This is a genomic window from Micrococcus sp. FDAARGOS_333 (assembly GCF_002206575.2).
GTDB classification, from domain to species: Bacteria; Actinomycetota; Actinomycetes; order Actinomycetales; family Micrococcaceae; genus Micrococcus; species Micrococcus lylae.
In genome coordinates, this window is record NZ_NJFJ02000001.1 from 2,435,013 (window position 1) to 2,458,454 (window position 23,442).

Below are 23,442 nucleotides of genomic sequence, written 5' to 3' on the forward strand. Positions count from 1 at the left end.
CATGGCACTGCAGGAGCACACCCTCGCCCTGGTCGGCCTCGCCTGGGCCCGTGCCCTCGGGCTTCCCGAGGACGGGCTCGGCACCCTGGGCGCCTCGCCCGCCACCGGTGCGGCCTCGCCAGGCCCGGCCTCGGGCGTCCCGTCCGCCGCCCCCTCGGCACGGGCGGCGGGGGCGCCGGGCTGCGCCCGGCGCGTGGAGGTCGTCCTCGACGACGGGGCCGTGCTGCCCGGCCAGGGCGAACGCGTGGCGACCGTCCTCCGCCTGGGCGAGGCGGCCGTCGTCGTCGGCCCGCAGTGGTTCGTGACGGCCTGCCGGGACCTGGACGACGAGGTGCTGGCGCTCGAGTCCACACTGCTGCGGATCGGCGCGGCGCACGGGGTGCGTTCGTGCGGCGAGCACACCCTCTACTACGCGGACGAGGCGCCGGAGGTGGACCCCGCGCAGTCGATCGCGGTGTCCTTCGACTCCGCCCACGCTCTGGAGGTCGGGGCGCTCTGCCCTGCCGACGACGTCACGGCCGCCGCGCTGCCGCAGTGGGACCACACGGCCGCCCTCGTCCCGGTCGTCGAGGACGGCCGGAGCGGCGGTGCGGCCTGCGCGGCCGCCGGCTACGACGTGTTCTCCGGGATCGTGGCGCGCCTGGGCGTGCTCACCGTGCCGCACCTGCGCGGCAGGGGGCTGGGCACCTATGCCGCCGCGTCGGCGATGGAGTCGGCCTGGCTGGACGGGCTGGTGCCCTCGGCGCGGGTGCCGGAGGGACACACCATGGCCCACCACATCGCCGTGGCGGTGGGCATGGAGCCGCTGGGGACGCAGACGTCCGTCACCTGGGGGCCGGGCGCCTGACGCGCGGCGCCTGAGCCTGTGGTCGGCGCGGCACAGCCGGAACACCATGCCGGCCTCCCGGCCTGCGGTCAGCGGCGGCGCACGTCAGGACGGCCGACGACCTGCCCGGCGTCCGGGGCCACGAGGACCTCCTGCAACGCGGCGACGTGCCCGGCGCCGCCCTCGGAGTCGTCGCGGACGATCAGCTGGGCGTCCACCGGAACCGAGCGCTTCACCAGGGCCAGGCCGAGGTGGCCGGCCTCGTGGTGCTGGCCCACGGAGGTCAGCACGCCCACCGGGCGGGCGGCGGCGCGGGCCTCCTCGGTGTCCGGCTCGGGCCGCACGATCACCGGCGCCCCGGGGGCCGGGAAGGCATGGCCGGAGCCGTCCATCAGCAGCTGCACGAGACGGCGCGGCGGACGCCCGAGGTTGTGCACCCGGGCAATGGTCTCCTGACCGCGGTAGCACCCCTTCTCCAGGTGCACGGCCGTGCGCAGCAGGTCCAGCTCGTGCGGCAGCGCCTTGGCGTCCGCGTCCACGGACGGGCGGGGGCGGCCTGCGGCGATGCGCAGGGCCTCGGCGGCCGACGTGCCGGCCAGGGACCAGCCTGCCAGCTCCCCCTCGCCGAGGCGGGCGGCGGTGGCGAGGAGGTCGTCCCGGGTCACGAGGTACTCGCGCCAGGACCAGTCCTCGCCGGGATGGTCGGGGCCGGAGTAGGCCCAGCCGCCCGGGGCGACCTCGGGCCACGGGTCGATCCACACGGTGCGGTCCTCCCAGCCCGGGACGGCCGCGGTGGCGCCCACGACGGCGACGGTGCCGGTGTGGCGGCGCAGCGTGACCTCGTGGGCGAAGCGCATGCGCGTCAGCCAGTCCAGCAGCGCCTGCTCGTCCGCCCTGTCCAGGGTGAGCCAGCAGGCGGCGCCGTCCTCGAGCAGGTGGACGCCGTGCTCGATGCGGCCGTTGGCGTCCAGGAAGAGGGCCTCCGTGCTGGTGCCGGGCCGCGCCTGGGACAGGTGCTGGGTGGTCAGGGTGTGCAGCCACTCCAGCCGGTCGGGCCCGGAGACGGACAGGACGGCGCGGTGGGACAGGTCCACCAGTGCCCTGCCGCGGTCCAGCGCGCGCTGTTCGCGCAGCGGGGCGCCGTAGTGCGCGGCGACGCCGGCGTCGGGCCTCTCGCCCTCGACGGCACCGGCGGCGGGGCCCTCCGCCGCGGACAGCGGAGGCTGCAGGAGCGGGCTGCGATACGCGGCGGCGGACATCAGCGTGGACGCTTCGCGTGCGGGGACAGGCGACCCTCGGAGCGGTCCGGCATGCGGTCGAGGATCGCGGAGGCGTGGGCCTCGAGGTCGTGCTCCTCGGCGGCCGCGGTGTCCCAGCGCCAGAAGAGCTGGTTGTTCACGAGGCCCGCCATGCGGGTGGCACGGTGGTAGTCGCCGGCGGCCGAGCCGCGCAGCACCGCGTCCGTGGCGAGCTGCAGCTGCGGGCCCTTGATGCGGCCGTAGTACAGCTCGGACATGGAGCCGGGGTGCGTGATGGTGGCGGTCAGGCCGAAGGCCTCGTCCTCGCCGCGCAGGGACTCGACGTCCTCGGCGGAACGGTAGGCGGGGACCACGTCGGCCGGGACCATGCCGGGGCCGACGTCGCCGTCGCGGCGGGGGCGGTCCACCTGCCAGAACCCGGACTCGACGGTCAGCGGGCGCAGCAGGGTGCCGTCCTCCTCGCAGATCCAGGACTCGGCGCGGTACTCCAAGAACGGCAGGCCGTACTCCGTGAAGTCGACGCGCTGGTAGAAGATCTCGGTCCCGTCGGCGCCGTCGCCGAGGCGCCCCTGCCCCTCCCAGGAGCCGATGAGCCAGGAGAGCGGAGCGAGTTCGGGGGTGAGGTCGTACGGGAGCTCGGTGGCCATGGAGACGTCGGTCTCGCGTTCAGGTCACCGTGCGGCCGGATCCCGGCCGCACGGGGACCTCAGCGCTGGCCCTTGAAGAGGCCGCCGATGACCAGGGCGGCCACGCCGGCCATGCCCAGGGAGGCGAGGCCCACCAGGCCCAGGAAGAAGATCTCGAGTGCAAGAAGGTTGTCCATGGCGGCCAGTCTAGCCGCCCTCCTCGCCTCGATCAGCCCAGGAGCGCGAGGATGACGTGGCCGATGACGCCGGCAGCGCCGACGGGTGCCATCGCCAGGGCGAAGCCGGCCCGCCGCGGACGCAGGGTGGTGGCCACGGGACGGTCCTCGGGACGCGGCTTCGCAGACGGCGCGGTGGCCGCGGTGAGCGCGACCAGGGTGCTGGAGGCCAGTGCCGCGACGGCCGCGATCGCAAGCTTGCGCGGCTCGGCGTCCAGGACCAGGCCCGACGCCACGGCGATCAGCACGGACAGCGGGATGAGCACGGCCGCCAGGGTGCCCGGACGGCCCTGCATCCAGGGTGTCAGGCCGAGCAGGGACACCAGGGCGACGGTGGCGCCGATGCTGAGCAGCAGGATGGGGGCGAGCGGCAGGGCGTTCCACTGGGCCAGCGCGGCCCAGCCGGAGGTCATCACCACGATCATGACGCCGCCCATGGTGGCCACGGTGGACTCGAGGCGCAGCGGCCGTCCGGTCCCGCGGAAGAGCTGGACCATGAACGCCGCGATCACGCCCCAGCCCGCCACGACGGCCATCGGCTGGAAGAGGCCGAGCGCGCCCTTCTCCGGCTCGCCGAGGCCGACGTGGCCCCAGAGCAGGGTGAGGCCCAGGCTCACGAGGCCGACGACCGCCAAGGTGACGGACAGGGAGATCCGGGCCGGGGACCCGAGCTGACGGGGCCATCCCCAGGCGATCACGAGGATCACCACGATGGCGACGGCGGAGACCGCGAGGGGTCCCACGAACGCGGCCGCGCTGAGCACGACCGCCGCGAGGGCGGCGGCCAGGGCCATCGACAGTCTCATCACAGCCCCCATCCTGCCAGGTCGCGGGGCCACCGCCGAGCGTCACGCCAGTGGACACGGTGGGCACCGCCGCTGCGGGCGGACGTACAGTGTCACCGGACATTCGGCATGCGGTGTCCGCGAACCGGTGTCCAGGAGCGAAGGGAGTGCGGCCGTGGCGCATGTGGTGCTGCTCACCGATGCGGAAGACGGACTCGGCGACCTCACCGAGCACCTGGACCTGCTCGGCCACACCGTCACCGCGCGTCCCCGCCGCGCCTCGGCCGCCGCAGGCGTCCCCGCGGCGGACGCCGTCTTCGTGGACGCCCGTACGGACCTGTCCGGCGCCCGCACCGTCTGCACGGACCTCGCGGCGCTGGCCGCCCACCTGCCCGTGGTGGCCGTGTTCCACGACGCCGGCCTGAGCGCCGTCTCCGCCCGCTGGCAGGTCGCCGACATCCTGCTCACCACCGCCGGCCCGGCGGAGGTGGAGGCACGCCTGCGCCTGGCCACGGCGCGCAGCGGGCCGCAGGGAGGGCACGAGCCGGACGAGATCCGCGCCGCGGACCTGGTGGTGGACGCCGCCGGCTACACCGCCCGCGTCCACGGGCAGCCGCTGAACCTCACCTACAAGGAGTTCGAGCTGCTGAAGTTCCTGGCCCAGCATCCGGGCCGCGTCTTCAGCCGCGAGCAGCTGCTGCAGGAGGTCTGGGGCTACGACTACTTCGGCGGCACCCGCACCGTGGACGTGCACGTCCGCCGCCTGCGCGCCAAGCTCGGCCCGGACCACGAGCAACTGATCAGCACAGTGCGCAACGTCGGCTACCGCTTCGACGCCCGCACCGCCTGAACCGCACGTAGTGTGGAGGGCATGACCGACCCCTCCGTGCCCGACGTCCGTGTCCTGACCGACCCCGGCCACGTGCCCGCCGCCGCGGTGCTCGCCCTGGCCGACGCGGCCCGCGCCGCCGACGGGCATCCCCCGCTGTCCGACCAGACCCGCGTGCACGTGCAGCGCGGCACCGCGCTGGCCGTGCTCCTGACCGGACCCGACGAGGCACCGGACGGCGCCGCCGTCCTGGCCCCCGAAGGCGAGGGCGCGGTCCTGGAGCTGGTCGTGCACCCCGACGCCCGCCGCCGCGGCGTGGCGACGGCGCTGGCCGGGGAGGCGGCCGTCGTCGTGGAGCAGAGGGGACTGCAGGAGGCGGTGAGCGTCTGGGCCCACGGGATGCTGCCGGGGGCGGCCGAGCTGGCCGCCGCCCACGGGCTGACTCCGGTGCGCGAGCTGCGCCGGATGGCCGTGGACTCGTCCGTCCTCGCTCCGCTGACCGCCCCGGAGCTGCCGGAGGGCGTGCGGCTGCGCCCCTACGTCCCCGGCACGGACGACGCCGCCTGGCTCGAGCTCAACGCCGCCGCCTTCGCGGACCATCCGGAGCAGGGCTCGCTGACGCAGGCCGACCTGGAGGACCGCCGCAGCGAGGACTGGTTCGACGCCGCCGGCTTCCTGCTGGCCGAGCGCGAGGCGGACGGCACCCTGCTCGGCTACCACTGGACCAAGGCCGAGGGCGACGGCACGGTCGGCGAGGTCTACGCCGTCGGCGTCTCCCCGGACGCGCAGGGCCTGGGCCTGGGCCGCGCACTCACCGTGGCGGGCCTGGTCCACATGCGGGACGGCGGCGCCCGGCGCGTGGACCTCTACGTGGACGCGGACAACACCGCCGCCGTCCGCCTCTACGAGAAGCTCGGCTTCGTGCTCGACGCCGCGGACGCGCAGTACCGGCGCGTCTGAGCGCCTCTCGCCACTATCCTTGAGCCGACGGTTCCGTGGCCCAGGCCGTCGTAGGATTCCACGCCCGGGACCGCCCGCAGACCGAACGGAGCACCATGCCGACGTCGCAGACCGCCCTCACCGCCGCGCGCGCCACCGTGGGACACCACGTTCCCGCGCCCCGGGCCGAGGTGCTGGCCGCCGGTGTCCTGCCCTGGCGGACCGGCCCGAGCGGCCTCGAGGTCATGGTCATCCACCGCCCCCGCTACGACGACTGGTCCTGGCCGAAGGGCAAGCTCGACCCCGGGGAGACGCTGCCGGAGTGCGCCGTCCGCGAGGTCCGAGAGGAGACCGGCCTGCGCGTGGCCCTGGGCATCCCGCTGGCCGTGACCCGCTACGAGGTCAAGAACCGCGGCGGCAAGCCCGGAACCCGCCCCAAGGAGGTCTGGTACTGGGCCGCCGAAGCCGGCCGGCAGAAGGGCCAGGCCGACGGAGACGAGGTGGACGAGCTGCGCTGGGTCTCCCCTGCAGCCGCGCGCCGTCTGCTCACCAACGCCACGGACCGTCAGCCGCTGGACGCCCTCGAGGCAGCCTACGGCGAGCGCCGCCTGCGCACCGTCCCCCTGGTGCTGCTCCGGCATGCCAAGGCCAAGCCCCGCTCCTCCTGGTCCCGCGCCGAGGAGGACCGGCCGCTCGCCGCCACCGGCCGCCGTCAGGCGCTGGCCGACCGGCGGCTCCTGACCGCCTGGGCCCCGGAGAAGCTGTTCTCCTCCCCGTGGCGCCGCTGCGTGGAGACGCTCGCACCGCTGGTGAAGGACACCCGCCTGCCCGTGAAGTACAAGGCCTCCCTCACGGAGGCCGGCGCCAAGGACAACCCGAAGAAGACCCGGCGCGTGATGCGTGGCCTGCTGGAGAAGCGCCGCGCCCTGGTGGTGTGCTCCCACCGACCCGTGCTGCCGGAGCTGCTGCAGGAGATCGAGGCGATCACCGCGCACCCGGACGTACTCAAGGCCCTGCCCGCCGAGGACCCGTACCTGCGCCCCGGCGGCGTGCTGGTGGCGCACCAGGGCCTGAACCAGGGCGGCCGCGTGGTGGCACTGGAGTGCTACGACCCGGCGGACGGTTGACGGGACACCGTCCGGCGTGGTGGCCGCCGGCGGACGGTTGACGGGGCCGCGGCGCCTCCGGGCGGCCCGGCGTGGTGGCCGCCGGCGTGCCGCCGACCGTTGAGTCGCGCGTCACAGGCGGTCTAGTCTTCACGCATGGACACCGTGAACCGCCCCGAACTGATCGTCCACGACCGCCTGAAGCTGACACGCGACCCGGACCGCGGCCGCTTCGAGCTGCGCCAGGACGACACCTTCATCGGCTTCGAGGGCTACACCGTGGACGAGATCCCCGCCGAAGACGACGCCCAGGGCCAGGCCCGCACCGTGGTGCGCCTGCAGCACACGATCATCGACGAGGCCTACGGCCGGAAGGGCTACGCCCGCGCCCTGGTGACGATGGTCCTGCAACGGCTGGCCGCCGAGGGCGAACAGATCGTCCCGGAGTGCACCTACGTGCAGCAGTACCTGGCGCGCTACCCGGAGTTCCGCGAGCTCGTCTACGAGGGCTGAGTCCTCGGCTGCCTCCGCGACGACGGCCGCGCACCTTGGCTGTGTGCGCGGCCATCGTCGTGTCCGGACCGTGACGCCCCGCCCCCTTCCGCATGTATCAATGTGTTGATACATTGATACATAACAAGGTGGCGTCGACGGGGCGCCGCAGACCGGAGGGAGTGACCGACCATGCAGCTGTTCCTGCTGACCTCGCTGTTCGGGGTCGCCGTGTCGATCGCCGTCGTCTACGCGGTGATCCGCCTGTTCACCAACAGCGCGCAGCGCGACCCGCTCCAGGCCGCCCGCTCCCACGGCATGGTGACGGCGCTCATCGCCCTGTTCGCCGCCACCGGCTCAGGACTGACGAGCCTGGTGTTCGTCGAGGATCCGCCCTGGGCCGCGGGAGCATCCGACGCCCCTGCCGGCCCAGGCGCCTTCCCGGTGTCCGCGGTGCCGTTCGACGTCGGCTTCAACGCCCTGGCCCCCGTCCTCTGGCTGCCAGTGGTCTACTGGATCGCCCAGCGCACCTGGCCGACCCCGGTCGCCCCCACCCGCAGCGCACGCCTCACCGCTCGGTCCTGGCGGGAGTACCTCCCACCCCGTCTGACGATCGTCACCGGCGTGGTCGCACTGGTCTCCGTGGCCGCCGCCCTGATGCTCCTGCCCACCGACGGCCGGCCGCTGACGACGGCCGACACGGGCGTCAGCGGCCCGGACGGGATGTCCGAGACCTTCGTGCGGGACCCGGGTGTGCGCAGCGGCGCGCTGGTGACCCCGTGGCTGCTCGGATTCGTGCTCCTGGCCTGCCTCTGCTGCGCACTGGCGGTCGCCGCCGTCGTCCGCCGGCGCTCCCTCTCAGGGCTCACCCCGGCCCAGGACGACGCCGTCCGGCACGTGGCCGTCAACCGCATCCTGCGCACTCTGACCGTCGTCCTTCTCTCCGTGCCCGTCGCCGTGGACAACGCCTTCGGGTCCCAGGAGCCGAACCGGATGGGGCCCTTCACCGTCTGGTCGCTGGCCGCGGTCTTCGCTGTGGCCCTGGCGATGCTCGTGTGGACCTCGCCCCAGGTGAGGGTGCTCCGTCAGGACGCGGCGCACCACGTGTACGAGGACGCCACCGGGGAATGGGTGGAGGTCCCCCGCGGCCCCGGCACCCTGAGCGATGTCATCCAGCTGCGCCACACGGCCGCCGCGGTCGTCCTCCCGCTCGCCGCGCTGACGACGGTGGCGATGTTCGTGCTGCCGATGCAGGCCTCCCTGGAGGGCTCCGCCGTCGGGTCGCCCGCCCTCTTTGTGCTGGCGGCGTTCGCCCCCCTGTCCGTGCTCTGGGTCGGCTACCTGCTGGCCGAGTTCGTGCTGCGCATGAAACACACCGACCGCACCGCCACCGCCCGCACCCACGGCGTCCGCGCCTCCACCTGGCGCGTCGTGCTCTTCGGCGTCGTCGCCACGGCCGGCCTCGTGGCCGCCGGCTGGGCCGTCCGGCAGGAGCGCGCCCTCGCCCGCGTCGGCGTCGACGCAGTCCCGCTGGCCGTCGCCGTGCTGTCCGCCCTCCTGGTGATCGGGGTACTCACCGCGATCGGCGTGCGGGTCTGCCTCCGCCGCCACCCGCTGACCCGCACCTCCGCGCTCATGGACCGCCGCATGCGCCGCCGCACCGCGGACCGCATGGTCGGCATCGGCACCACCGGCATGCTGATGGTCTTCGCCACCGCCGTCGGCCAGCTGGTGATGTCCAAGTCCGTCGCCCCGCTGCTGTACCTCCTCGCCGTCATCCCCGCCCTGCTCCCCAGCACCTCCCTGCTCCGTCCGATCGGCGACGCCCAGGACCCGGCCGACGGCTCGGACGGACCAGAGGACGGAGGCCACCGGCCGTCGTCGGGAAGGCCCGAGGCGACCGGAGGGCCGGTGGCCGCGGGAGCGGAGGCGCGCCGATGAGCCACCCCGTCTCCCCACAGCCGCCGGCCGGCCCGGCCGAGATCGCCATCGACCTGGAGTCCGCGACGCCGCCCTACGAGCAGGTGCGTCGGCAGATCTCGGTGGCCGCCTCCTCCGGGGCACTGCCGCCGGGCACCCGGCTGCCCTCGGTGCGCGCCCTGGCCGCGGACCTGGGCATCGCCCCCGGCACCGTGGCCCGCGCCTACAAAGAGCTCGAGGCCGCCGGCGTGGTGGTCACCGCAGGACGCCGCGGCACCGTGATCGCCGAGGACGCGCCCGCCACCGAGGCGGCGGCCGTGGTGGCCGCGCTGCGCCAGGCCTCCGCCCTGGCCCGCGGCGCCGGCTGGGACCGGAGCCGCTGGGAGCGGGAGGCCGGGCGCGCCTGGGGCTGAAGGCCTCCAGGGTTCCCGGAACCGCCGGAATCAGCCGATTCTGCGGACTCGCTACGATGGACCGGTGACCATTCCGACCCCCTACGAGGACCTGCTCGCCGAGGTGCTGGCAGACGGCTCCGTCAAGGGCGACCGCACCGGCACCGGCACGCACAGCGTGTTCGGCCGGCAGCTGCGCTTCGACCTGGCCGACTCCTTCCCGCTGATCACCACCAAGCGCGTCCACTTCAAGTCCGTGGCGCTCGAGCTGCTGTGGTTCCTCCGCGGCGACTCCAACGTCCGTTGGCTGCAGGAGCGCGGCGTGCGGATCTGGAACGAGTGGGCGGACGAGAACGGTGACCTCGGCCCGGTCTACGGCGTCCAGTGGCGCTCCTGGCCCACGCCGGACGGTGGGAGCATCGACCAGATCGCGAAGGTCGTGGAGTCACTGCGGACGAACCCGGACTCACGCCGGCACATCGTCACCGCCTGGAACCCCGCCGAGGTGGAGGACATGGCCCTGCCCCCGTGCCACGCGCTCTTCCAGTTCTACGTGGAGCCGGCGCAGGACGGCGGCCCCGGACGGCTGTCCTGCCAGCTCTACCAGCGCTCGGCGGACCTCTTCCTCGGGGTCCCGTTCAACATCGCCTCCTACGCCCTGCTCACCGTGATGATGGCGGAGCAGACCGGCCTGCGCCCCGGCGAGTTCGTGTGGACCGGAGGCGACTGCCATATCTACGCCAACCATGTGGACCAGGTCCGCGAGCAGCTGAGCCGCGAGCCCTACCCGTACCCGCGGCTGCGCCTGACCCGCCGCCCCGAGTCGATCTTCGACTACGCCTACGAGGACATCGAGCTCGTCGACTACCGCCACCACCCGACCATCACGGCGCCGATCGCCGTCTGAGCCGCCCTCCCCGAGACCCGCAGGACCACAGGAGCATCCGCAGCACCGTGAACGACGCCGCCCACCACCGCACCTCCCCCGCCGGCAGCCCCAGCCGCATCGGCATGATCTGGGCCCAGAGCCCGGACCGCGTCATCGGCCTCGACGGGGGCATGCCGTGGCACCTGCCGGAGGACCTGAAGCACTTCAAGGACCGCACCCTGGGCCACCCCGTGGTCATGGGCCGCCGCACCTGGGAGTCCTTCCCGGAGCGCTTCCGGCCGCTGCCGGACCGCACGAACATCGTGGTCTCCCGCACCCTGGACGCGGACGAGGCCGCCGGGGACGCCGTGCGCGCCACCGGCGCCGTGGTGGCCGCAGACTTCGGGGCGGGTCTGCACGCGGCCTCCGAGGCCGACGGCCTGGACCTGGTCTGGGTCATCGGCGGCGCCACCCTGTACGAACAGGCCCTGGACGTGGCCACCCTCGCCGAGGTCACCGTGATCGACACGGACGTCTCCGGCGATGCCCATGCCCCCGCCCTGGACGCCCGCTGGAGACTCACGCAGGCCGACCCGTCCCCGGACGGCTGGCACACCTCCGCCGAGGGCCTGCGCTACCGCTTCGAGCGCTGGGAGCGCCCGGCCTGAGCCGGACGTCACGTCTGCTCTCCGCATTCCGTCCGTGCACCCCGTCGAGAAGGAGCATCCATGAGCCCCACCCCGACCTCCCAGAACGACCCCAAGCCGTTCTTCGACAAGGACATGCTGTCCTTCCTCGCGCTGATCGCCTTCCCGATCCTGGCGCTCGTCTCCGCCGTCTTCGGCCTGATCCTCGTGGTCCAGGGCCACATCCTCGGCGGCCTGGTTTTCCTGCTGGTCCTCACCCAGGCCTTCGCCATCGGCGGTCTTATCGTGTGGACGCGCCGACGCCGCCCGCGGGACTGACGGATACGGTGGAGGCATGACCGTCCACGCACAGACCGCCGCAGCCCCCGCCGATGCCGCCGCCCTGCCCGCCGTGGGCCTGGTGGGCTGGCGCGGCATGGTGGGATCCGTCCTCATGCAACGCATGGCCGAGGAGGGCGACTTCGCCCGCATCCACCCGGTGTTCTTCTCCACGTCGAACGCCGGCGGCACCGCCCCGGCCTTCGCCGGCATGGACGGGGACCCCGGCACCCTCAAGGATGCCTATGACGTCGAGGCGCTCAAGGCCCTGCCGATCATCGTCAGCACCCAGGGCGGCGACTACACCAAGGCCGTGCACGGCACGCTCCGCGCCGCCGGCTGGGACGGCCTCTGGATCGACGCGGCCTCCACCCTCCGCATGGAGGACGACGCGGTGATCGTCCTGGACCCGGTGAACCGTTCCGTGGTCGACGCCGCCCTGGAGGCGGGCACCAAGGACTTCGTGGGCGGCAACTGCACCGTCTCCTGCATGCTCATGGGCCTGGGCGGCCTGTTCACCGCCGGCCTCGTGGAGTGGGGCACGGCCATGACCTACCAGGCGGCCTCCGGCGGGGGCGCCCGCCACATGCGCGAGCTGCTGAACCAGTTCGGCGCCCTGCACGGCGAGGTCGCCGGAGAGCTGGAGGACCCGGCCTCCGCGATCCTCGAGATCGACCGGAAGGTGATCGAGCTGCAGCGCTCCGGCCGCCTGGACGCCAGCCAGTTCGGTGTCCCGCTCGGCGGCTCGCTCATTCCCTGGATCGACTCGGACCTGGGCAACGGCACCTCCCGCGAGGAGCTCAAGGCCTACGACGAGACCAACAAGGTCCTCGGCCGCACCGGCGCGGATCGCATCCCCTTCGACTCCCTCTGCGTGCGCGTGGGCGCCATGCGCTCGCACTCCCAGGCCCTCACCCTGAAGCTCACGAAGGACGTCCCGCTGGACGAGGTCGAGCAGATCATCGCCGAGGGCACCGAGTGGGCCAGCGTCGTCCCGAACGACAAGGAGTCCACCGTGGCCGAGCTGACCCCGGTCGCGGCCACCGGCACGCTCCGGATCCCCGTGGGACGCCTCCGCAAGCTCACCATGGGCCCCGAGTACCTGTCCGCCTTCACCGTGGGCGACCAGCTCCTGTGGGGTGCCGCCGAGCCGCTGCGCCGCATGCTGATGATCGCCACCGGCAACCTCTGACGCTCCCCGCACCGGAGCGTCCATCCGAAGGGACGACGACGGCCGGTCACCTTCCGCGGAAGGCGACCGGCCGTCGTCGCGGGTACGCCGTGGGCGCCGAACCCTCTGGCTCGCCGAACCAGAGACTCTGGCCCCTTCAGGCGACGCTGAACCCACCAAACCCTCTGGCTCGCCGAACCAGAGACTCTGGCCCCTTCGGGCGCGCTCGAAGCAGCCGAACCCTCTGGCTCGCCGAACCAGAGACTCTGGCCCCTTCAGGCACGGTCGAAGCAGCCGAAGCTTCTGGTTCGGCGCAGGGCGGGGGTTCAGAGGGAGGTGCCGATGATCATCGGTTCGGCGTGCAGCTCGACGCCGAAGCGCTCCTTCACACCGTCCCGAACGGTGCGGGCGATCGTGAGGATGTCCTCGGTGGAGGCGTCCCCGCGGTTGGTGATCGCCAGGGTGTGCTTCGTGGACAGGGAGGCACGGCCGCCGGCCAGGCCCCGCCCGTCCGCGCCGCGGCCGTCCACCTCGCCCTCGCCGGGGACGACGTCCGGCAGGCCGAAGCCCTTCTTGAATCCGGCGTGGTCGATCAGCCAGGCGGCGGAGAGCTTGACCAGTTCGGTGCCGTCCTCGGCGTGGCCGACGCCGAACGCCGGGGCTCCCTCCGGCAGGCGAGCGCGCACGGAGGCCGGGACGATCGGATTGGTGAAGTAGGAACCGGTGGACCAGGTGTCCCGGTCCGCGGGGTCGGACACCATGCCCTTGGAGCCGCGCAGTGCCAGCACGTTCTCGCGCACGGTCGCCAGCGGGGCGTGGGTGCCCTCCTCCACGTCCAGGGCCTTGGCGAGCTGGCCGTAGCGGACCGGGGCCGTGGCCTCGGCGCCGTGGGCGGCACGCAGCAGCTCCAGGTCGATGGACAGCACGATCCAGCGCGGGGACGGGGCGCCGCCGGCGGTCATGGAGCGCTTGATGATGGAGTCGCGGTAGCCGAAGCGCAGGTCCTCGGCGCCGAGCTCCACGACCTGCCCGGACTCGCGGTCCAGGGCCCGGACGGAGCGCAGCACCTGGGAGATGTCCGCGCCGTAGGCGCCGACGTTCTGCACCGGGGTGGCGCCGGCCGATCCCGGGATGCCGGACAGGGCCTCGATGCCCGCCAGCTCGTGCTGCACGGACCAGGCGACGGCGTCATCCCACACGTGGCCCGCGGCGATGCGCACGACCACGGCGGTGCCCTCGGCACCGGCATCCGCGTCCCCGGAGAGGACCTCGATGCCGGTGAAGGCCATCTGCACCACGGTGCCGTCGAAGCCGGCGTCCGCCATCAGGGTGTTGGAGCCTCCGCCCAGGACGAACAGGGCCTCCCCCGCGGCGTCCGCGGCGGTGATGGCCTGGACGGCCTGCGCCTCGGTCTCGGCGCGGACCCAGTTCCTGGCCGCACCGCCGACGCCGGTGGTGGTGTGGTCCGCCAGGCGGCGGCTGGTGGTCGGCTCGCTCACGCGGCCTCTCCCTTCGGCAGGGCGACGACGGCCTGCGCCTTGGTGAGCGCGCGGGCGTCGTCGCTGCTGGTGACGGTGACCGCCAGGTCGATGCGGGCGGTCCCGGCCTCCGGGTCGACCTTGCCGACCTTGCCGGTGACCTGCAGGACGGCGCCGGGGACGCAGGAACCGTCCTCCGCGAGCCGACCGGTGGTGTCCTCGACCGGGACCATGGCGGTGAAACGGGTCTGGTAGTCCACCACCCGGGCCGGGTCGCCGACCCAGTCGGTGACCAGCTGCACCGCGGTGCCCATGGTGAGCATGCCGTGGGCGATCACGCCCGGCAGGCCCACGGACGTGGCGAAGGACTCGGACCAGTGGATCGGGTTCAGGTCTCCGGACGCGCCGGCGTAGCGGACCAGGTCCGCGCGGGTCAGGTGCACAGTGCGGGTGCCGATCACGGCGCCCTTCTCCAGGCCCTCGAGCTGCGGGGCCGGGACGGCCTGGGCGTGCGCAGCGGTGTTCTCGGTGCTCATGCGTCGGCCTCCTCGTCGTCCGCACGGACCAGCAGGGTGGAGGTCACGGTGCTCAGCGGGGCACCGGCACCGTCCACGATCTCGGTGACGGTGGTGACCATGGAATTGCCGCCGAGCTGCTTCACGGAGGCGATGGACACCGTGGCGGTGACCTCGTCCCCCGCGGTCAGCGGACGGGTGTGGGTGAAGCGCTCCTCAGCGTGGACCACACGGGAGAAGTCGATGCCGACCTCCGGATCCTCCACCACCGCGGCCTCCGCGCGCTGGGCGACGACCACGGCGAAGGTCGGCGGGGCCACCAGGTCCGCGTGGCCGAGGGCGCGGGCGGCCTCGACGTCGTGGTGGGCCGGGTGCGTGGCCTGCACGGCGGCGGCGAATCCGCGGATCACCTCACGGGACACCTGGTAGGGCTCGGCCGGCGGGTACTGCCGGCCGGCGGCCTCGGGGTTGACGCTCATGCGCTCCTCCTCGTCTGACGGTTCGCGGGCGCTGATTCAGCCTACCGGCGGGAACCGCGCGCGCCACCGTTCCGTGCGACGTCGCGGGCCGCACGGTTGCGGGCGGCGTCCCGGAACCGCACCGTCTGCGCGGTGAGGTGGCAGAGGACGCCCGCACCGAGGATCGCCAGCGCGGTCCAGGACAGCGGCAGCCGCTCGGTCAGGGCGCCGACGACCGCCAGGACGATGCCCACGAGGAACAGGGCCGAGCCGGTCAGGACAAGGCGGCGGTAGAGGTGCGAGCCGTTGTCCCACATGCCGGCCATGCCGGTGGACTGCGGACGGTGCTGCTGGGAAGAGGGCATGCCCACGAGTCTACGAGGCACCGGCCGGCGCGGCAGGGCGACCGGCGCTGCGCCCGGGGTGCCGCCGCGGCAGGACGTCCGGGAGCGCGACCGGGGGGTGCCCGGGCGGGTGCCTCAGCACCGGAACCGGCCCCAAGACGCTCGTAGACCACGAAAGCCCGGGCCACCGCGAGAGGCCCCGAGACGACGAGAGGGCCCGGCCTGTCGGCCGGACCCTCTCCGATGCGGTAGCGGCGGGGGGACTCGATCCCCCGACCTCACGATTATGAGTCGTGCGCTCTAACCAGCTGAGCTACGCCGCCACGACATGAGAACGCCCGTGCTTCCAGCGGATATGTGCCGAAAGAACGGGCTCCCATGTCAGAGCCCCGACCGGGAATCGATCCCGGGACCTCCATCTTACCAAGATGGCGCTCTACCACTGAGCTATCGGGGCAACGAGATGAAACTCTATCAGCGCGCTGCGCAGAGTTCCAAATCGCCTGCGGCGTCCCGGCGGACGGTCCTGACGGCCCCGCCCGGCCGGATTCCGATCAACGCACGATCAGCGCTGCGGGCGGCGGCCGAAGCGCTTCGGACCGGAGCCGCGTCCACCCTTGCTGCCGCCGAATCCACCGCGTCCGCCCTTGTCAGAGCCGAACCTGCCGCGGCTTCCACCGCGCTTGCCGTGGTCGGCTCCGCCGCGGCGGCCGCCGTCGCGACCCCACGAGTCATCGCCGCGGCCGCGGCCGTCCCGGCCGTCGCCGGCACCCCGCTCGCGGCGCCGGTCCGCACTCCAGCGGGGCTTCTTCCCGGTGTGATTGTCCTCACGGTTCCTGCGGGCTGAAGGGTGACGGCCGTCGTCGCTCCCCTCCTCGCGCTCGCCGCGACCCCGGCGCTCGTCGCGTTCGGCACGATCGACGCGTCCGCCGCGGTCACCGCGGTCGAACCGGTCCTGGCGGCCACGGCCGCCACGGGGACCGCCGTGGCGGCGGCGCGGGCCGTCGTCGTGCCTTTCCGCGCGCTCGGCGCGGGTCGGACGGCCGGTGTCCAGGCGCAGGCCCAGGGGCCGGCCGTTGACCTCGGCCCGGGCGCCGGCCTCCAGCTGCTCCGGGGTGAGGTCCTTCGGCAGCTCGACGAGCGCGTGGTTGCCGCGCAGGTCGATGGCGCCGATGGCGTTGCCGGGCAGGCCGACCTCGTTGGCCAGGGCGCCCACGAGGTGGCCCGGCTTCACGCGGTCGTTGTGGCCCACGCCCACCCAGTAGGTCGCGTTGCCGGCCGCCGGCTCGCGGAGCGGGCCGCGGGAGCCTCGGCCGTCGCGCTCGCCGCGCTCCGGACGGTCTCCGCGGTCCCGGTCACGGCGGCCCTTGCCCCCGAACGGCGGCAGGTCCGGCTCCTCGGCCAGCAGCGGGCGGCCGTCCTGGACCATCATCGCGATGGCGGCGGCCACACGGTCCGGCTCGGCCTCGTTCCGCTCCACGTAGTCCACCACCATGTCCCGGAACACCGCGAGGTCCTCGTCCGCGGCGGTCTCGAGGGTGGCGGTGATGCGGTCGGCGAAGCGGGCCTTGCGGGCCTCGTTCACCTGGGCGATCGAGGGCAGCTGCATCTCCTCCACCGGCTTGCGGGTGGTCTTCTCGATCGAGCGCAGCAGGTAGCGCTCGCGCGGCGTGATGAACAGGACGGCGTCGCCGGAGCGGCCCGCGCGGCCGGTGCGGCCGATGCGGTGCACATAGGACTCGGAGTCGTGCGGGACGTCGTAGTTGACCACCAGGGAGATGCGCTCCACGTCCAGACCGCGGGCGGCCACGTCGGTGGCCACGAGGATGTCCACGCGGCCGGCCTTGAGGTCCTCCACGGTCTTCTCGCGCTGCTTCTGCGCGATGTCGCCGGAGATGGCCACCGCCTTGAAGCCGCGCTCGTTCAGGCGGCGGGTGAGGTCCTCGGTGCCGGCACGGGTGCGGACGAACGCGATGACGCCGTCGTACTCCTCGGTCTCCAGGATCCGGGTGAACGCCTCGAGCTTCCACTGGTGGCCCACGATGAGGCAGCGCTGGCGGATGGTCGCGGAGGTGGTGGCCTGACGGGCCACCGCCACCTCCTGCGGGTCGTTCAGGTACTGCGCGGAGATGCGGCGAATGGCCGGCGGCATGGTGGCGGAGAACAGGGCGGTCTGCTTCGTCTCCGGAGTGGAGGCGAGGATGCGGTCCACCTCCTCGGCGAAGCCCATGCGCAGCATCTCGTCCGCCTCGTCCAGCACGAGGGTCTGCAGCTGGGACAGGTCCAGGGAGCCGCGCTCGAGGTGGTCGATCACGCGGCCCGGGGTGCCGACGACCACCTGGGCGCCGCGGCGCAGGCCGGCCAGCTGCGGGCCGTACGGGGAGCCGCCGTAGACGGCGAGCACGGAGACGTCGTCGATCTGCTGGGCGTAGGTGTCGAAGGCGTCGGCTACCTGGAGGGCCAGCTCGCGGGTCGGGGCGAGCACGAGCACCTGCGGGGCGTCGGCGCGGCCGTTCACGTCGGCGGACTCGGCCAGGCGGGACAGCACCGGCAGGGCGAAGGCACCGGTCTTGCCGGTGCCGGTCTGTGCCAGGCCGACCACGTCTCGGCCCTCCAGGATCAGCGGGATGGTCTGCTCCTGGATCGGGGACGGGGCGGTGTAGCCCAGCTCCTCGATCGCGGAGAGCACACGGGCGTCCAGGCCGAGGTCGATGAAGGACGTGCCCTCCGGCTCATCGGCCGGGACGGCCTCGGCAGCGGCATCCGCTGCGCCGGAGTCCTCGACGGTTTCGGCGGCGGTCTGGTCCGGGCGGACCTCGTCGTCGAGCGGGGTGTTCGGGGTGTGCGTCATGGCGGTCTCCTCTGTGTGGGGACGCGCAGGCGGACGCCGCGCACGCTCCGGTCGCGTCTCGGAGTCGGTGCGGCGCTGCGCTGCTGGGGTGGAAACAAGGTCGGCCGGTCAGATCGGCACGTACCCCCACGGCGACGACGTTCGTCGCCTCTCAACACATCTGCGCCCTTATCAGCGCACACCGGCGTGGCATCACGCGTCCACGCTCACTCATCACAGGGGGAGAGTCCGGAACCGGAGTCCCCAGTCTATGCGCCCGCACCGGACCGGACACCCGTTAGGCTCGATTCCGTGGCAGAGAACACCAACGACCACCGTTTCGCCCGCGCCGCCGGACGCGCCGCCCGCGCCTTCCGTGAGCAGCAGCGGGCAGACAACGAGCGCCTCGCCGAGCGCCGCGTGCAGGAGCGTCAGGCGGACGAGACGCGCCTGGCCGAACGCCATGCGGCCAAGGAGCGCGCCCTGGACGAGCGCGACGAGCTCGAGGCCGGCCGCGTCCATCCGCTGCTGGGCCTGGCTCGCAAGTGGTGGACGGCGGCCACGCTCATCATCTTCGGCCTGGCCGCGGTGTTCCTGTTCAACGGCCTGCGCGCCCAGCGCGAGGGCGGCCCGGTCGTGGACCTCACCACGGGCATCGAGTCCGTCGGCGTGCTCGGCGGCGCCACGGGCCAGTTCGCCCTGGCCGGATTCGTCGCCGTGATCGGCCTGTTCACCCTGTGGGGCACCATCGCCCTCTACCGCCGGCGGGCGTCCGCCGTGAACACGCTCACCACCCTGGCCGTGCTGGTGGGCGTGCCGTCCCTGGTGCGCGGCAACGCACTGCTGCTGATCATGACGGCCCTGTTCATCATCGGCGCCGTGCTCGTCTGGCTGCCGCCGGTCAAGTCCCGTCTGCGCAAGGGCAAGACGGCCCGGGCCGCCGAACGCGCTGCCGACCGCGTCGTCCGCTGACCTCTCCCCCACGCACGGACGAAGGGCGGGGTCGCCGTATTGGCGGCGGACCCCGCCCTGCGTCTGCACCTGCTTTCCGACGACGGCACCGCACCCTGGGTGCGTCCGTCGCCGGGGCCGGTGAGGACCCGTCGCCGACGGCAGGGCGAGGCGGAGCCGGCTCAGTCGAGCGGGGGACGGGCCGCGGCGATCTGCGGGGCGTGCGTGACGTCGTCGTACTCCATGACCTGACGGCCGCCGATCCACACCCGACGGGCGCGCTGCATGACGTCCAGCGGGTCACCGGACCACAGGACCAGATCCGCGTCCTTGCCCTCGGCCAGTGACCCGAGGCGCTCGTCCAGGCCGAGGACCTTCGCCGGGTTGATGGTGATCGAACGCAGCGCGGTCTCCCGGTCCAGGCCCTCCTTCACGGCCAGGGCGGCCTGGTAGACGAGGAAGTCGATCGGGATGACCGGGTGGTCGGTGATGATGCTGATCTCCACGCCCGCGCGGGCCAGACGGCCCGGGTTGCGCAGGGAGCGGCCGCGCAGCTCCGGCTTGGACTTGGTGGTGAACAGCGGGCCGATCAGCACGGGGATGTTCCGCTCGGCGAGGGTGTCGGCGATCGGGTGGGCCTCGGTGCCGTGGTCCAGGACGAGGTCGTAGCCGAACTCGTCGGCCAGGCGCAGGGCGGTGGCCACGTCGTCGGTGCGGTGGCAGTGCTGGCGCCACGGGATCTTCTTCTCCAGCACCAGGGCGAGGGCCTCCATGTGGGGGTCCTTGGCGAACGGCTTGCCGGACTCCTCGGCCTCGGCGCGGCGGGCCATGTAGCCCTGGGCCTCCATGAAGGCCTTGCGGATGACGTAGGCGGTGCCCAGGCGGGTGGAGGGGGTGCGGTTCTTCTCCTTGTAGACGTTCTTCGGGTTCTCGCCGAGGGCGGACTTCACCCCGGCGGGGCTGCGCAGGACCATCTCGTCCACGGTGCGGCCGTGGGTGTGCATGGCCACGGCCTGCCCGCCGATCGGGTTGCCGGAGCCCGGGTTGACGTTCACGGTGGTGACGCCGCCGGCGAGCGCGTCCCGGAAGCCGGGCTCGTTGGGGTCCACGGCGTCGAGGGCGCGGACGCCGGCCATCACCGGGTCGGTCATCTCATTCACGTCCGCGGTGGAGCCGACCTCCCCCTCGGCATGCATGCCCAGGTGCACGTGGGCGTCCACGAAGCCGGGCAGCAGCCACTGGCCCTGGCAGTCGACGGTCTCGGCGCCGGCCGGGACCGGCACGTCCGGGCCGAGCGCGGTGATCTTCCCGTCCTCGACCACGAGGGTGCCGTCGAACGGCTCGGTCTCGATCGGGACGATGTGTGCATTGGTGAAGGCGAGGGTGCTCATGCCCTCCACCGTAGCGAGGAAGGATGATTCCCGAGCGCTCGACCCGATCCCCCAGCGCTCGTTCCGATCCCCCAGCGCTCGATCCGATCCGGAGCACGCGAGGCATGCTCCGGATCGGATCGAGGCGTCGGTGGTCCCGGCGTTCCGAACGGGGCGCAGGCAGCCCGGGCGAAGGGCGCAGGCAGCCCGGGCGAAGGGCGCCGGCAGCCCGGGCAGCCCGGACAGAGTGCCCGGGCAGCCCAGGGAGAGTGGCCGGACAGCCCGGTCAGAGTGCGGAGATGGCCCGGTCCAGGTCGTCGATCAGGTCGGCGGCGTCCTCGATGCCCACGGACAGGCGCACGAGGTTGTCCGGGACGGCCAGCTCGGTGCCGGCCACGGAGGCGTGTGTCATCTCTGCCGGGTAGTTCATCAGGGACTCAATGCCGCCGAGCGACTCGGCCAGCTGGAACAGGCGGGTGGACTCGGCCACCTGCTTGGCCGCGGCCGCGCCGCCGGTGAACTGCACGGACACCATGCCTCCGAAGCCGCGCATCTGGCGGGCGGCCAGCTCGTGGCCGGGGTGGTCGGCCAGGCCCGGGTAGAGCACGCGTTCCACGCCGGGGCGGCCCTCCAGCCATTCGGCCACGGCCTGGGCGTTGGCGGCGTGGCGGTCCATGCGCACGCCCAGGGTCTTCAGGCCGCGGGTGGTCAGGTAGGCGTCCCACGGGCCGTTGACGGCGCCGGCGGCGAACTGCTGGAACTTCACGCGCTCGGCGAGCTCCGCGTCCGGGATCACCAGGGCGCCGCCGATGACGTCCGAATGGCCGCCGATGTACTTGGTGGTGGAGTGCACCACCACGTCCGCGCCGAGGGCCAGCGGGGTCTGCAGATACGGCGTGGCGAAGGTGTTGTCCACCACCAGCAGGGCGCCGGCGGCGTGGGCCACGTCGGCGATCGCGCCGATGTCCGAGACCTTCATCATCGGGTTGGAGGGGGTCTCCAGCCACACCAGCACCGGACCCTCGGCCTTCGCGGCGTCCACGGCCGCGGCGACCGTGGCCGCGTCCCCCATGTCCACCACGGCGTGCTTGACGCCCCACTTGGCCAGGACCTTGGTGATCAGGCGGTAGGAGCCGCCGTACACGTCGTTGCCCATCACGATCGTGGTGCCCGGCTCGGCCGCGCCCATGATCAGCGCGGTCTCGGCGGCCAGGCCGGAGGCGAAGGTCAGGGCGGTGGCCTGCGGCGCACCGTGCTCGTCCACGCCTGCCTCGAGCGCGGCCAGCTGCTCCTGCAGGGCGTCGCGGGTCGGGTTGGTGCCGCGGCCGTAGTCGTAGCCGCGGCGCAGCTGGCCGATCTTCACCGGCGCGTAGGTGCTGGACAGGTGCACCGGCGGCACCACGGCGCCGAAGACCTCGTCCAGGTGCTGTCCTGCGTGGACGGCGCGGGTGCCGAAGCCCTGCTCGCGGGCGGAGTCCTTCTGGGTGTTCTCGCTCATGTGCTCCATCCTCTCTCGGTCTCAGGCGGTGACGTAGGCCAGCAGGTCGTGCAGCGTCACGATCCCGGCCACCACTCCCCCGCGGGTCACCAGGAGGGTGTCCTCACACTGGAGGCGCTCGGCCACCTGACGCACGGTCGCGTGCGCGCCGACGATCGGCAGCATCGGACCCATCAGCGCCTCCACGGGGTCCCCGGCGGCCATGCGGCCGGACGCGAGCGCCGCGGAGAGCGCGCCGACGGTCACGGTGCCGCGGACCTCGCCGATGCGCAGGTCGTGGCGCGGCTCGGCCACCACGGGCAGGGCGTCCACGCCGTAGCGGTTCATGGTCGCGATCGCCTCGGCCACGGTGGTGGTCGGCGCGGCGGTCACCAGGGTCGGCACGGAGCCGGGGAACAGGTCCTCCTTGTCCGCGACGACGGCCCCCACCTCGTCCTCCCAGCGGGGGTCCGCCTGTGCACCGTCGCCGGCACCGCCGTCCGCACCGCCTGCAGCGGCCGACGACGTGACGGCGGACGCGGCGGAGGCGGCGTCGTCGTCCTTCGCCGCGGAACGGGAGCGGCCCTGCGCCCATTCCGGGAGGATCGTCTCCTGACGGGCGTAGGACAGGCCGCGCTCGTCCATCCAGGGGTCGTTGAAGATCTTGCCGAGGTAGCCGCGGCCGGAGTCCGGAAGCACGATCACCATGACGTCGTCCGGGCCCAGGTCCTTCGCGGCACGCAGACCGGCCACCACGGCCAGGCCGGAGGAGCCGCCCACCAGCAGGCCCTCCTCGGCGGCGAGGCGGCGGGTCATGGCGAAGGCGGCGTCGTCGTCCACGGCGATGACCTCGTCCGGCACGGACGCGTCATAGTTGCCGGGCCACATGTCCTCGCCGACGCCTTCGACGAAGTAGGGGCGGCCGGTGCCGCCGGAGTACACGGAGCCCTCCGGGTCTGCGCCGATCACGCGCACGGGGCCGCCGGGACGGTCCGCGGAGACCTCCTTGAGGAAGCGGCCGGTGCCGGTGATGGTGCCGCCGGTGCCGGCGCCGATCACCACGTGGGTGACGCGGTGGGCGGTGTCCTCCCAGATCTCCGGGCCGGTCGTCTCGTAGTGGGACTCGGGCGCGGCCGGGTTGAAGAACTGGTTCGGCTGGAATGCGCCCTCGATGTCCTTCTCCAGGAGGTTCGCCACACCGTAGTAGGACTCGTCCGAGTGCGGGTCCACGGAGGTGGGGGTGACCACGAGCTCGGCGCCGTAGGCGGCGAGGACGTCACGCTTCTCCTGGCCGACCTTGTCCGGGGTGACGAACACGGTGCGGTAGCCCTTCTGCTGGGCCACGATCGCCAGGCCGACGCCGGTGTTGCCGGAGGTCGGCTCCACCACGGTGCCTCCCGGGGCCAGCTTCCCCTCGGCCTCGGCGGCCTCGATCATCTTCAGCGCGATGCGGTCCTTCACCGAGCCGCCCGGGTTCAGGTACTCCACCTTCACCAGGACGGTCGCCTCGATCCCCTCGGTGACGCTGTTCAGCCTCACCAGCGGTGTGTGGCCGATCAGGCCGAGGACGTTCTCGGCGTAGCGCATGGGGGTCTCGTTCTGGGG

General features: G+C 73.2%; 23 protein-coding genes and 2 tRNA genes. 12 read left to right on the forward strand and 13 right to left on the reverse strand.

The annotated features are described in order from the left end of the window. The first annotated feature begins 1 nt into the window (after nucleotide 1). Nucleotides 2-847, forward strand: a complete 846-nt coding sequence (locus CEQ11_RS10825; RefSeq protein WP_088478608.1) for a hypothetical protein — start codon at nucleotides 2-4, stop codon at nucleotides 845-847. Between the two features lie 68 nt (nucleotides 848-915). Here CEQ11_RS10825 and CEQ11_RS10830 read toward each other — a convergent pair whose 3' ends face one another. The 3 genes from CEQ11_RS10830 to CEQ11_RS10840 form a co-directional block, all read right to left on the reverse strand. Continuing rightward, on the reverse strand, nucleotides 916-2,085 hold the full coding sequence (locus CEQ11_RS10830) for a folate-binding protein YgfZ (RefSeq protein WP_087133803.1): 1,170 nt from the start codon (nucleotides 2,083-2,085) through the stop codon (nucleotides 916-918). After that, on the reverse strand, nucleotides 2,085-2,732 hold the full coding sequence (locus CEQ11_RS10835) for an FABP family protein (RefSeq protein ID WP_088478609.1): 648 nt from the start codon (nucleotides 2,730-2,732) through the stop codon (nucleotides 2,085-2,087). Before CEQ11_RS10835 ends, CEQ11_RS10830 begins: the two co-directional genes overlap by 1 nt. A gap of 208 nt (nucleotides 2,733-2,940) precedes the next feature. Further along, complete coding sequence (locus CEQ11_RS10840) at nucleotides 2,941-3,753, reverse strand: hypothetical protein (RefSeq protein WP_227718849.1); 813 nt, start codon at nucleotides 3,751-3,753, stop codon at nucleotides 2,941-2,943. A 154-nt stretch (nucleotides 3,754-3,907) separates the two neighbouring features. On the opposite strand from CEQ11_RS10840, the gene CEQ11_RS13360 reads away from it, so the two are divergent. From CEQ11_RS13360 to asd, 10 genes are all read left to right on the forward strand, one after another. Further along, nucleotides 3,908-4,582, forward strand: coding sequence for a winged helix-turn-helix domain-containing protein (locus CEQ11_RS13360; protein WP_281251967.1), 675 nt, complete (start codon nucleotides 3,908-3,910; stop codon nucleotides 4,580-4,582). Nucleotides 4,583-4,603: 21 nt separating this feature from the next. Next, a complete protein-coding gene (gene mshD / locus CEQ11_RS10850; protein ID WP_067188490.1) occupies nucleotides 4,604-5,521 on the forward strand; it encodes a mycothiol synthase in 918 nt (305 codons plus the stop codon). Nucleotides 5,522-5,616: 95 nt separating this feature from the next. Beyond that, nucleotides 5,617-6,627, forward strand: coding sequence for an NUDIX hydrolase (locus CEQ11_RS10855; RefSeq protein ID WP_070637537.1), 1,011 nt, complete (start codon nucleotides 5,617-5,619; stop codon nucleotides 6,625-6,627). A gap of 135 nt (nucleotides 6,628-6,762) precedes the next feature. Continuing rightward, nucleotides 6,763-7,119: a GNAT family N-acetyltransferase gene (locus CEQ11_RS10860; RefSeq protein WP_067188497.1), complete on the forward strand. Its 357-nt coding sequence runs from the start codon at nucleotides 6,763-6,765 to the stop codon at nucleotides 7,117-7,119. A 171-nt stretch (nucleotides 7,120-7,290) separates the two neighbouring features. After that, nucleotides 7,291-9,039, forward strand: coding sequence for a hypothetical protein (locus tag CEQ11_RS10865; RefSeq protein ID WP_088478610.1), 1,749 nt, complete (start codon nucleotides 7,291-7,293; stop codon nucleotides 9,037-9,039). Next, entirely contained in the window at nucleotides 9,036-9,431 is a 396-nt protein-coding gene (locus tag CEQ11_RS10870) for a GntR family transcriptional regulator (RefSeq protein WP_067188501.1), read from the forward strand. The genes CEQ11_RS10865 and CEQ11_RS10870 overlap by 4 nt, the downstream gene beginning before the upstream one ends. Nucleotides 9,432-9,495: 64 nt before the next feature. Then, nucleotides 9,496-10,317, forward strand: a complete 822-nt coding sequence (locus CEQ11_RS10875; RefSeq protein WP_088478611.1) for a thymidylate synthase — start codon at nucleotides 9,496-9,498, stop codon at nucleotides 10,315-10,317. Nucleotides 10,318-10,421: 104 nt separating this feature from the next. After that, nucleotides 10,422-10,946, forward strand: coding sequence for a dihydrofolate reductase (locus CEQ11_RS10880; RefSeq protein WP_083315176.1), 525 nt, complete (start codon nucleotides 10,422-10,424; stop codon nucleotides 10,944-10,946). Between the two features lie 60 nt (nucleotides 10,947-11,006). Then, nucleotides 11,007-11,243 carry an NF038396 family protein gene (locus CEQ11_RS10885; protein WP_067188506.1) on the forward strand — a complete coding sequence of 79 codons (237 nt, stop codon included), beginning with the start codon at nucleotides 11,007-11,009 and terminating at the stop codon, nucleotides 11,241-11,243. Between the two features lie 16 nt (nucleotides 11,244-11,259). Continuing rightward, nucleotides 11,260-12,435 carry an aspartate-semialdehyde dehydrogenase gene (asd, locus tag CEQ11_RS10890; protein WP_067188508.1) on the forward strand — a complete coding sequence of 392 codons (1,176 nt, stop codon included), beginning with the start codon at nucleotides 11,260-11,262 and terminating at the stop codon, nucleotides 12,433-12,435. 305 nt (nucleotides 12,436-12,740) lie between these two features. Here the strand turns inward: asd and CEQ11_RS10895 are convergent, their stop codons facing one another. From CEQ11_RS10895 to CEQ11_RS10925, 7 genes are all read right to left on the reverse strand, one after another. Then, nucleotides 12,741-13,913 carry a UDP-N-acetylmuramate dehydrogenase gene (locus CEQ11_RS10895; RefSeq protein WP_067188510.1) on the reverse strand — a complete coding sequence of 391 codons (1,173 nt, stop codon included), beginning with the start codon at nucleotides 13,911-13,913 and terminating at the stop codon, nucleotides 12,741-12,743. Beyond that, on the reverse strand, nucleotides 13,910-14,428 hold the full coding sequence (locus CEQ11_RS10900; protein WP_087133812.1) for a MaoC/PaaZ C-terminal domain-containing protein: 519 nt from the start codon (nucleotides 14,426-14,428) through the stop codon (nucleotides 13,910-13,912). The genes CEQ11_RS10895 and CEQ11_RS10900 overlap by 4 nt, the downstream gene beginning before the upstream one ends. Then, nucleotides 14,425-14,886 (reverse strand): MaoC family dehydratase N-terminal domain-containing protein, encoded by a 462-nt coding sequence (locus tag CEQ11_RS10905; protein ID WP_067188515.1) that lies wholly within the window; start codon nucleotides 14,884-14,886, stop codon nucleotides 14,425-14,427. Before CEQ11_RS10905 ends, CEQ11_RS10900 begins: the two co-directional genes overlap by 4 nt. A 41-nt stretch (nucleotides 14,887-14,927) precedes the next feature. Further along, complete coding sequence (locus CEQ11_RS10910; RefSeq protein WP_087133813.1) at nucleotides 14,928-15,230, reverse strand: hypothetical protein; 303 nt, start codon at nucleotides 15,228-15,230, stop codon at nucleotides 14,928-14,930. Nucleotides 15,231-15,458: 228 nt separating this feature from the next. Beyond that, nucleotides 15,459-15,532: transfer RNA gene (locus CEQ11_RS10915), tRNA-Met, on the reverse strand. A gap of 62 nt (nucleotides 15,533-15,594) precedes the next feature. Then, nucleotides 15,595-15,666, reverse strand: a tRNA-Thr gene (locus CEQ11_RS10920). 108 nt (nucleotides 15,667-15,774) lie between these two features. Further along, nucleotides 15,775-18,060 (reverse strand): DEAD/DEAH box helicase, encoded by a 2,286-nt coding sequence (locus CEQ11_RS10925; RefSeq protein ID WP_088478612.1) that lies wholly within the window; start codon nucleotides 18,058-18,060, stop codon nucleotides 15,775-15,777. 291 nt (nucleotides 18,061-18,351) lie between these two features. Here CEQ11_RS10925 and CEQ11_RS10930 point away from each other — a divergent pair, with 291 nt between their 5' ends. Next, entirely contained in the window at nucleotides 18,352-19,011 is a 660-nt protein-coding gene (locus tag CEQ11_RS10930) for a hypothetical protein (protein WP_067188520.1), read from the forward strand. 161 nt (nucleotides 19,012-19,172) lie between these two features. On the opposite strand, the gene CEQ11_RS10935 is transcribed toward CEQ11_RS10930, so the two are convergent. The 3 genes from CEQ11_RS10935 to CEQ11_RS10945 form a co-directional block, all read right to left on the reverse strand. Further along, nucleotides 19,173-20,381 (reverse strand): amidohydrolase, encoded by a 1,209-nt coding sequence (locus tag CEQ11_RS10935; RefSeq protein WP_070638564.1) that lies wholly within the window; start codon nucleotides 20,379-20,381, stop codon nucleotides 19,173-19,175. Between the two features lie 265 nt (nucleotides 20,382-20,646). Next, entirely contained in the window at nucleotides 20,647-21,858 is a 1,212-nt protein-coding gene (locus CEQ11_RS10940) for a cystathionine gamma-synthase (protein ID WP_067188524.1), read from the reverse strand. A 21-nt stretch (nucleotides 21,859-21,879) separates the two neighbouring features. Continuing rightward, nucleotides 21,880-23,424: a pyridoxal-phosphate dependent enzyme gene (locus tag CEQ11_RS10945; RefSeq protein ID WP_088478613.1), complete on the reverse strand. Its 1,545-nt coding sequence runs from the start codon at nucleotides 23,422-23,424 to the stop codon at nucleotides 21,880-21,882. Nucleotides 23,425-23,442 lie beyond the last annotated feature (18 nt).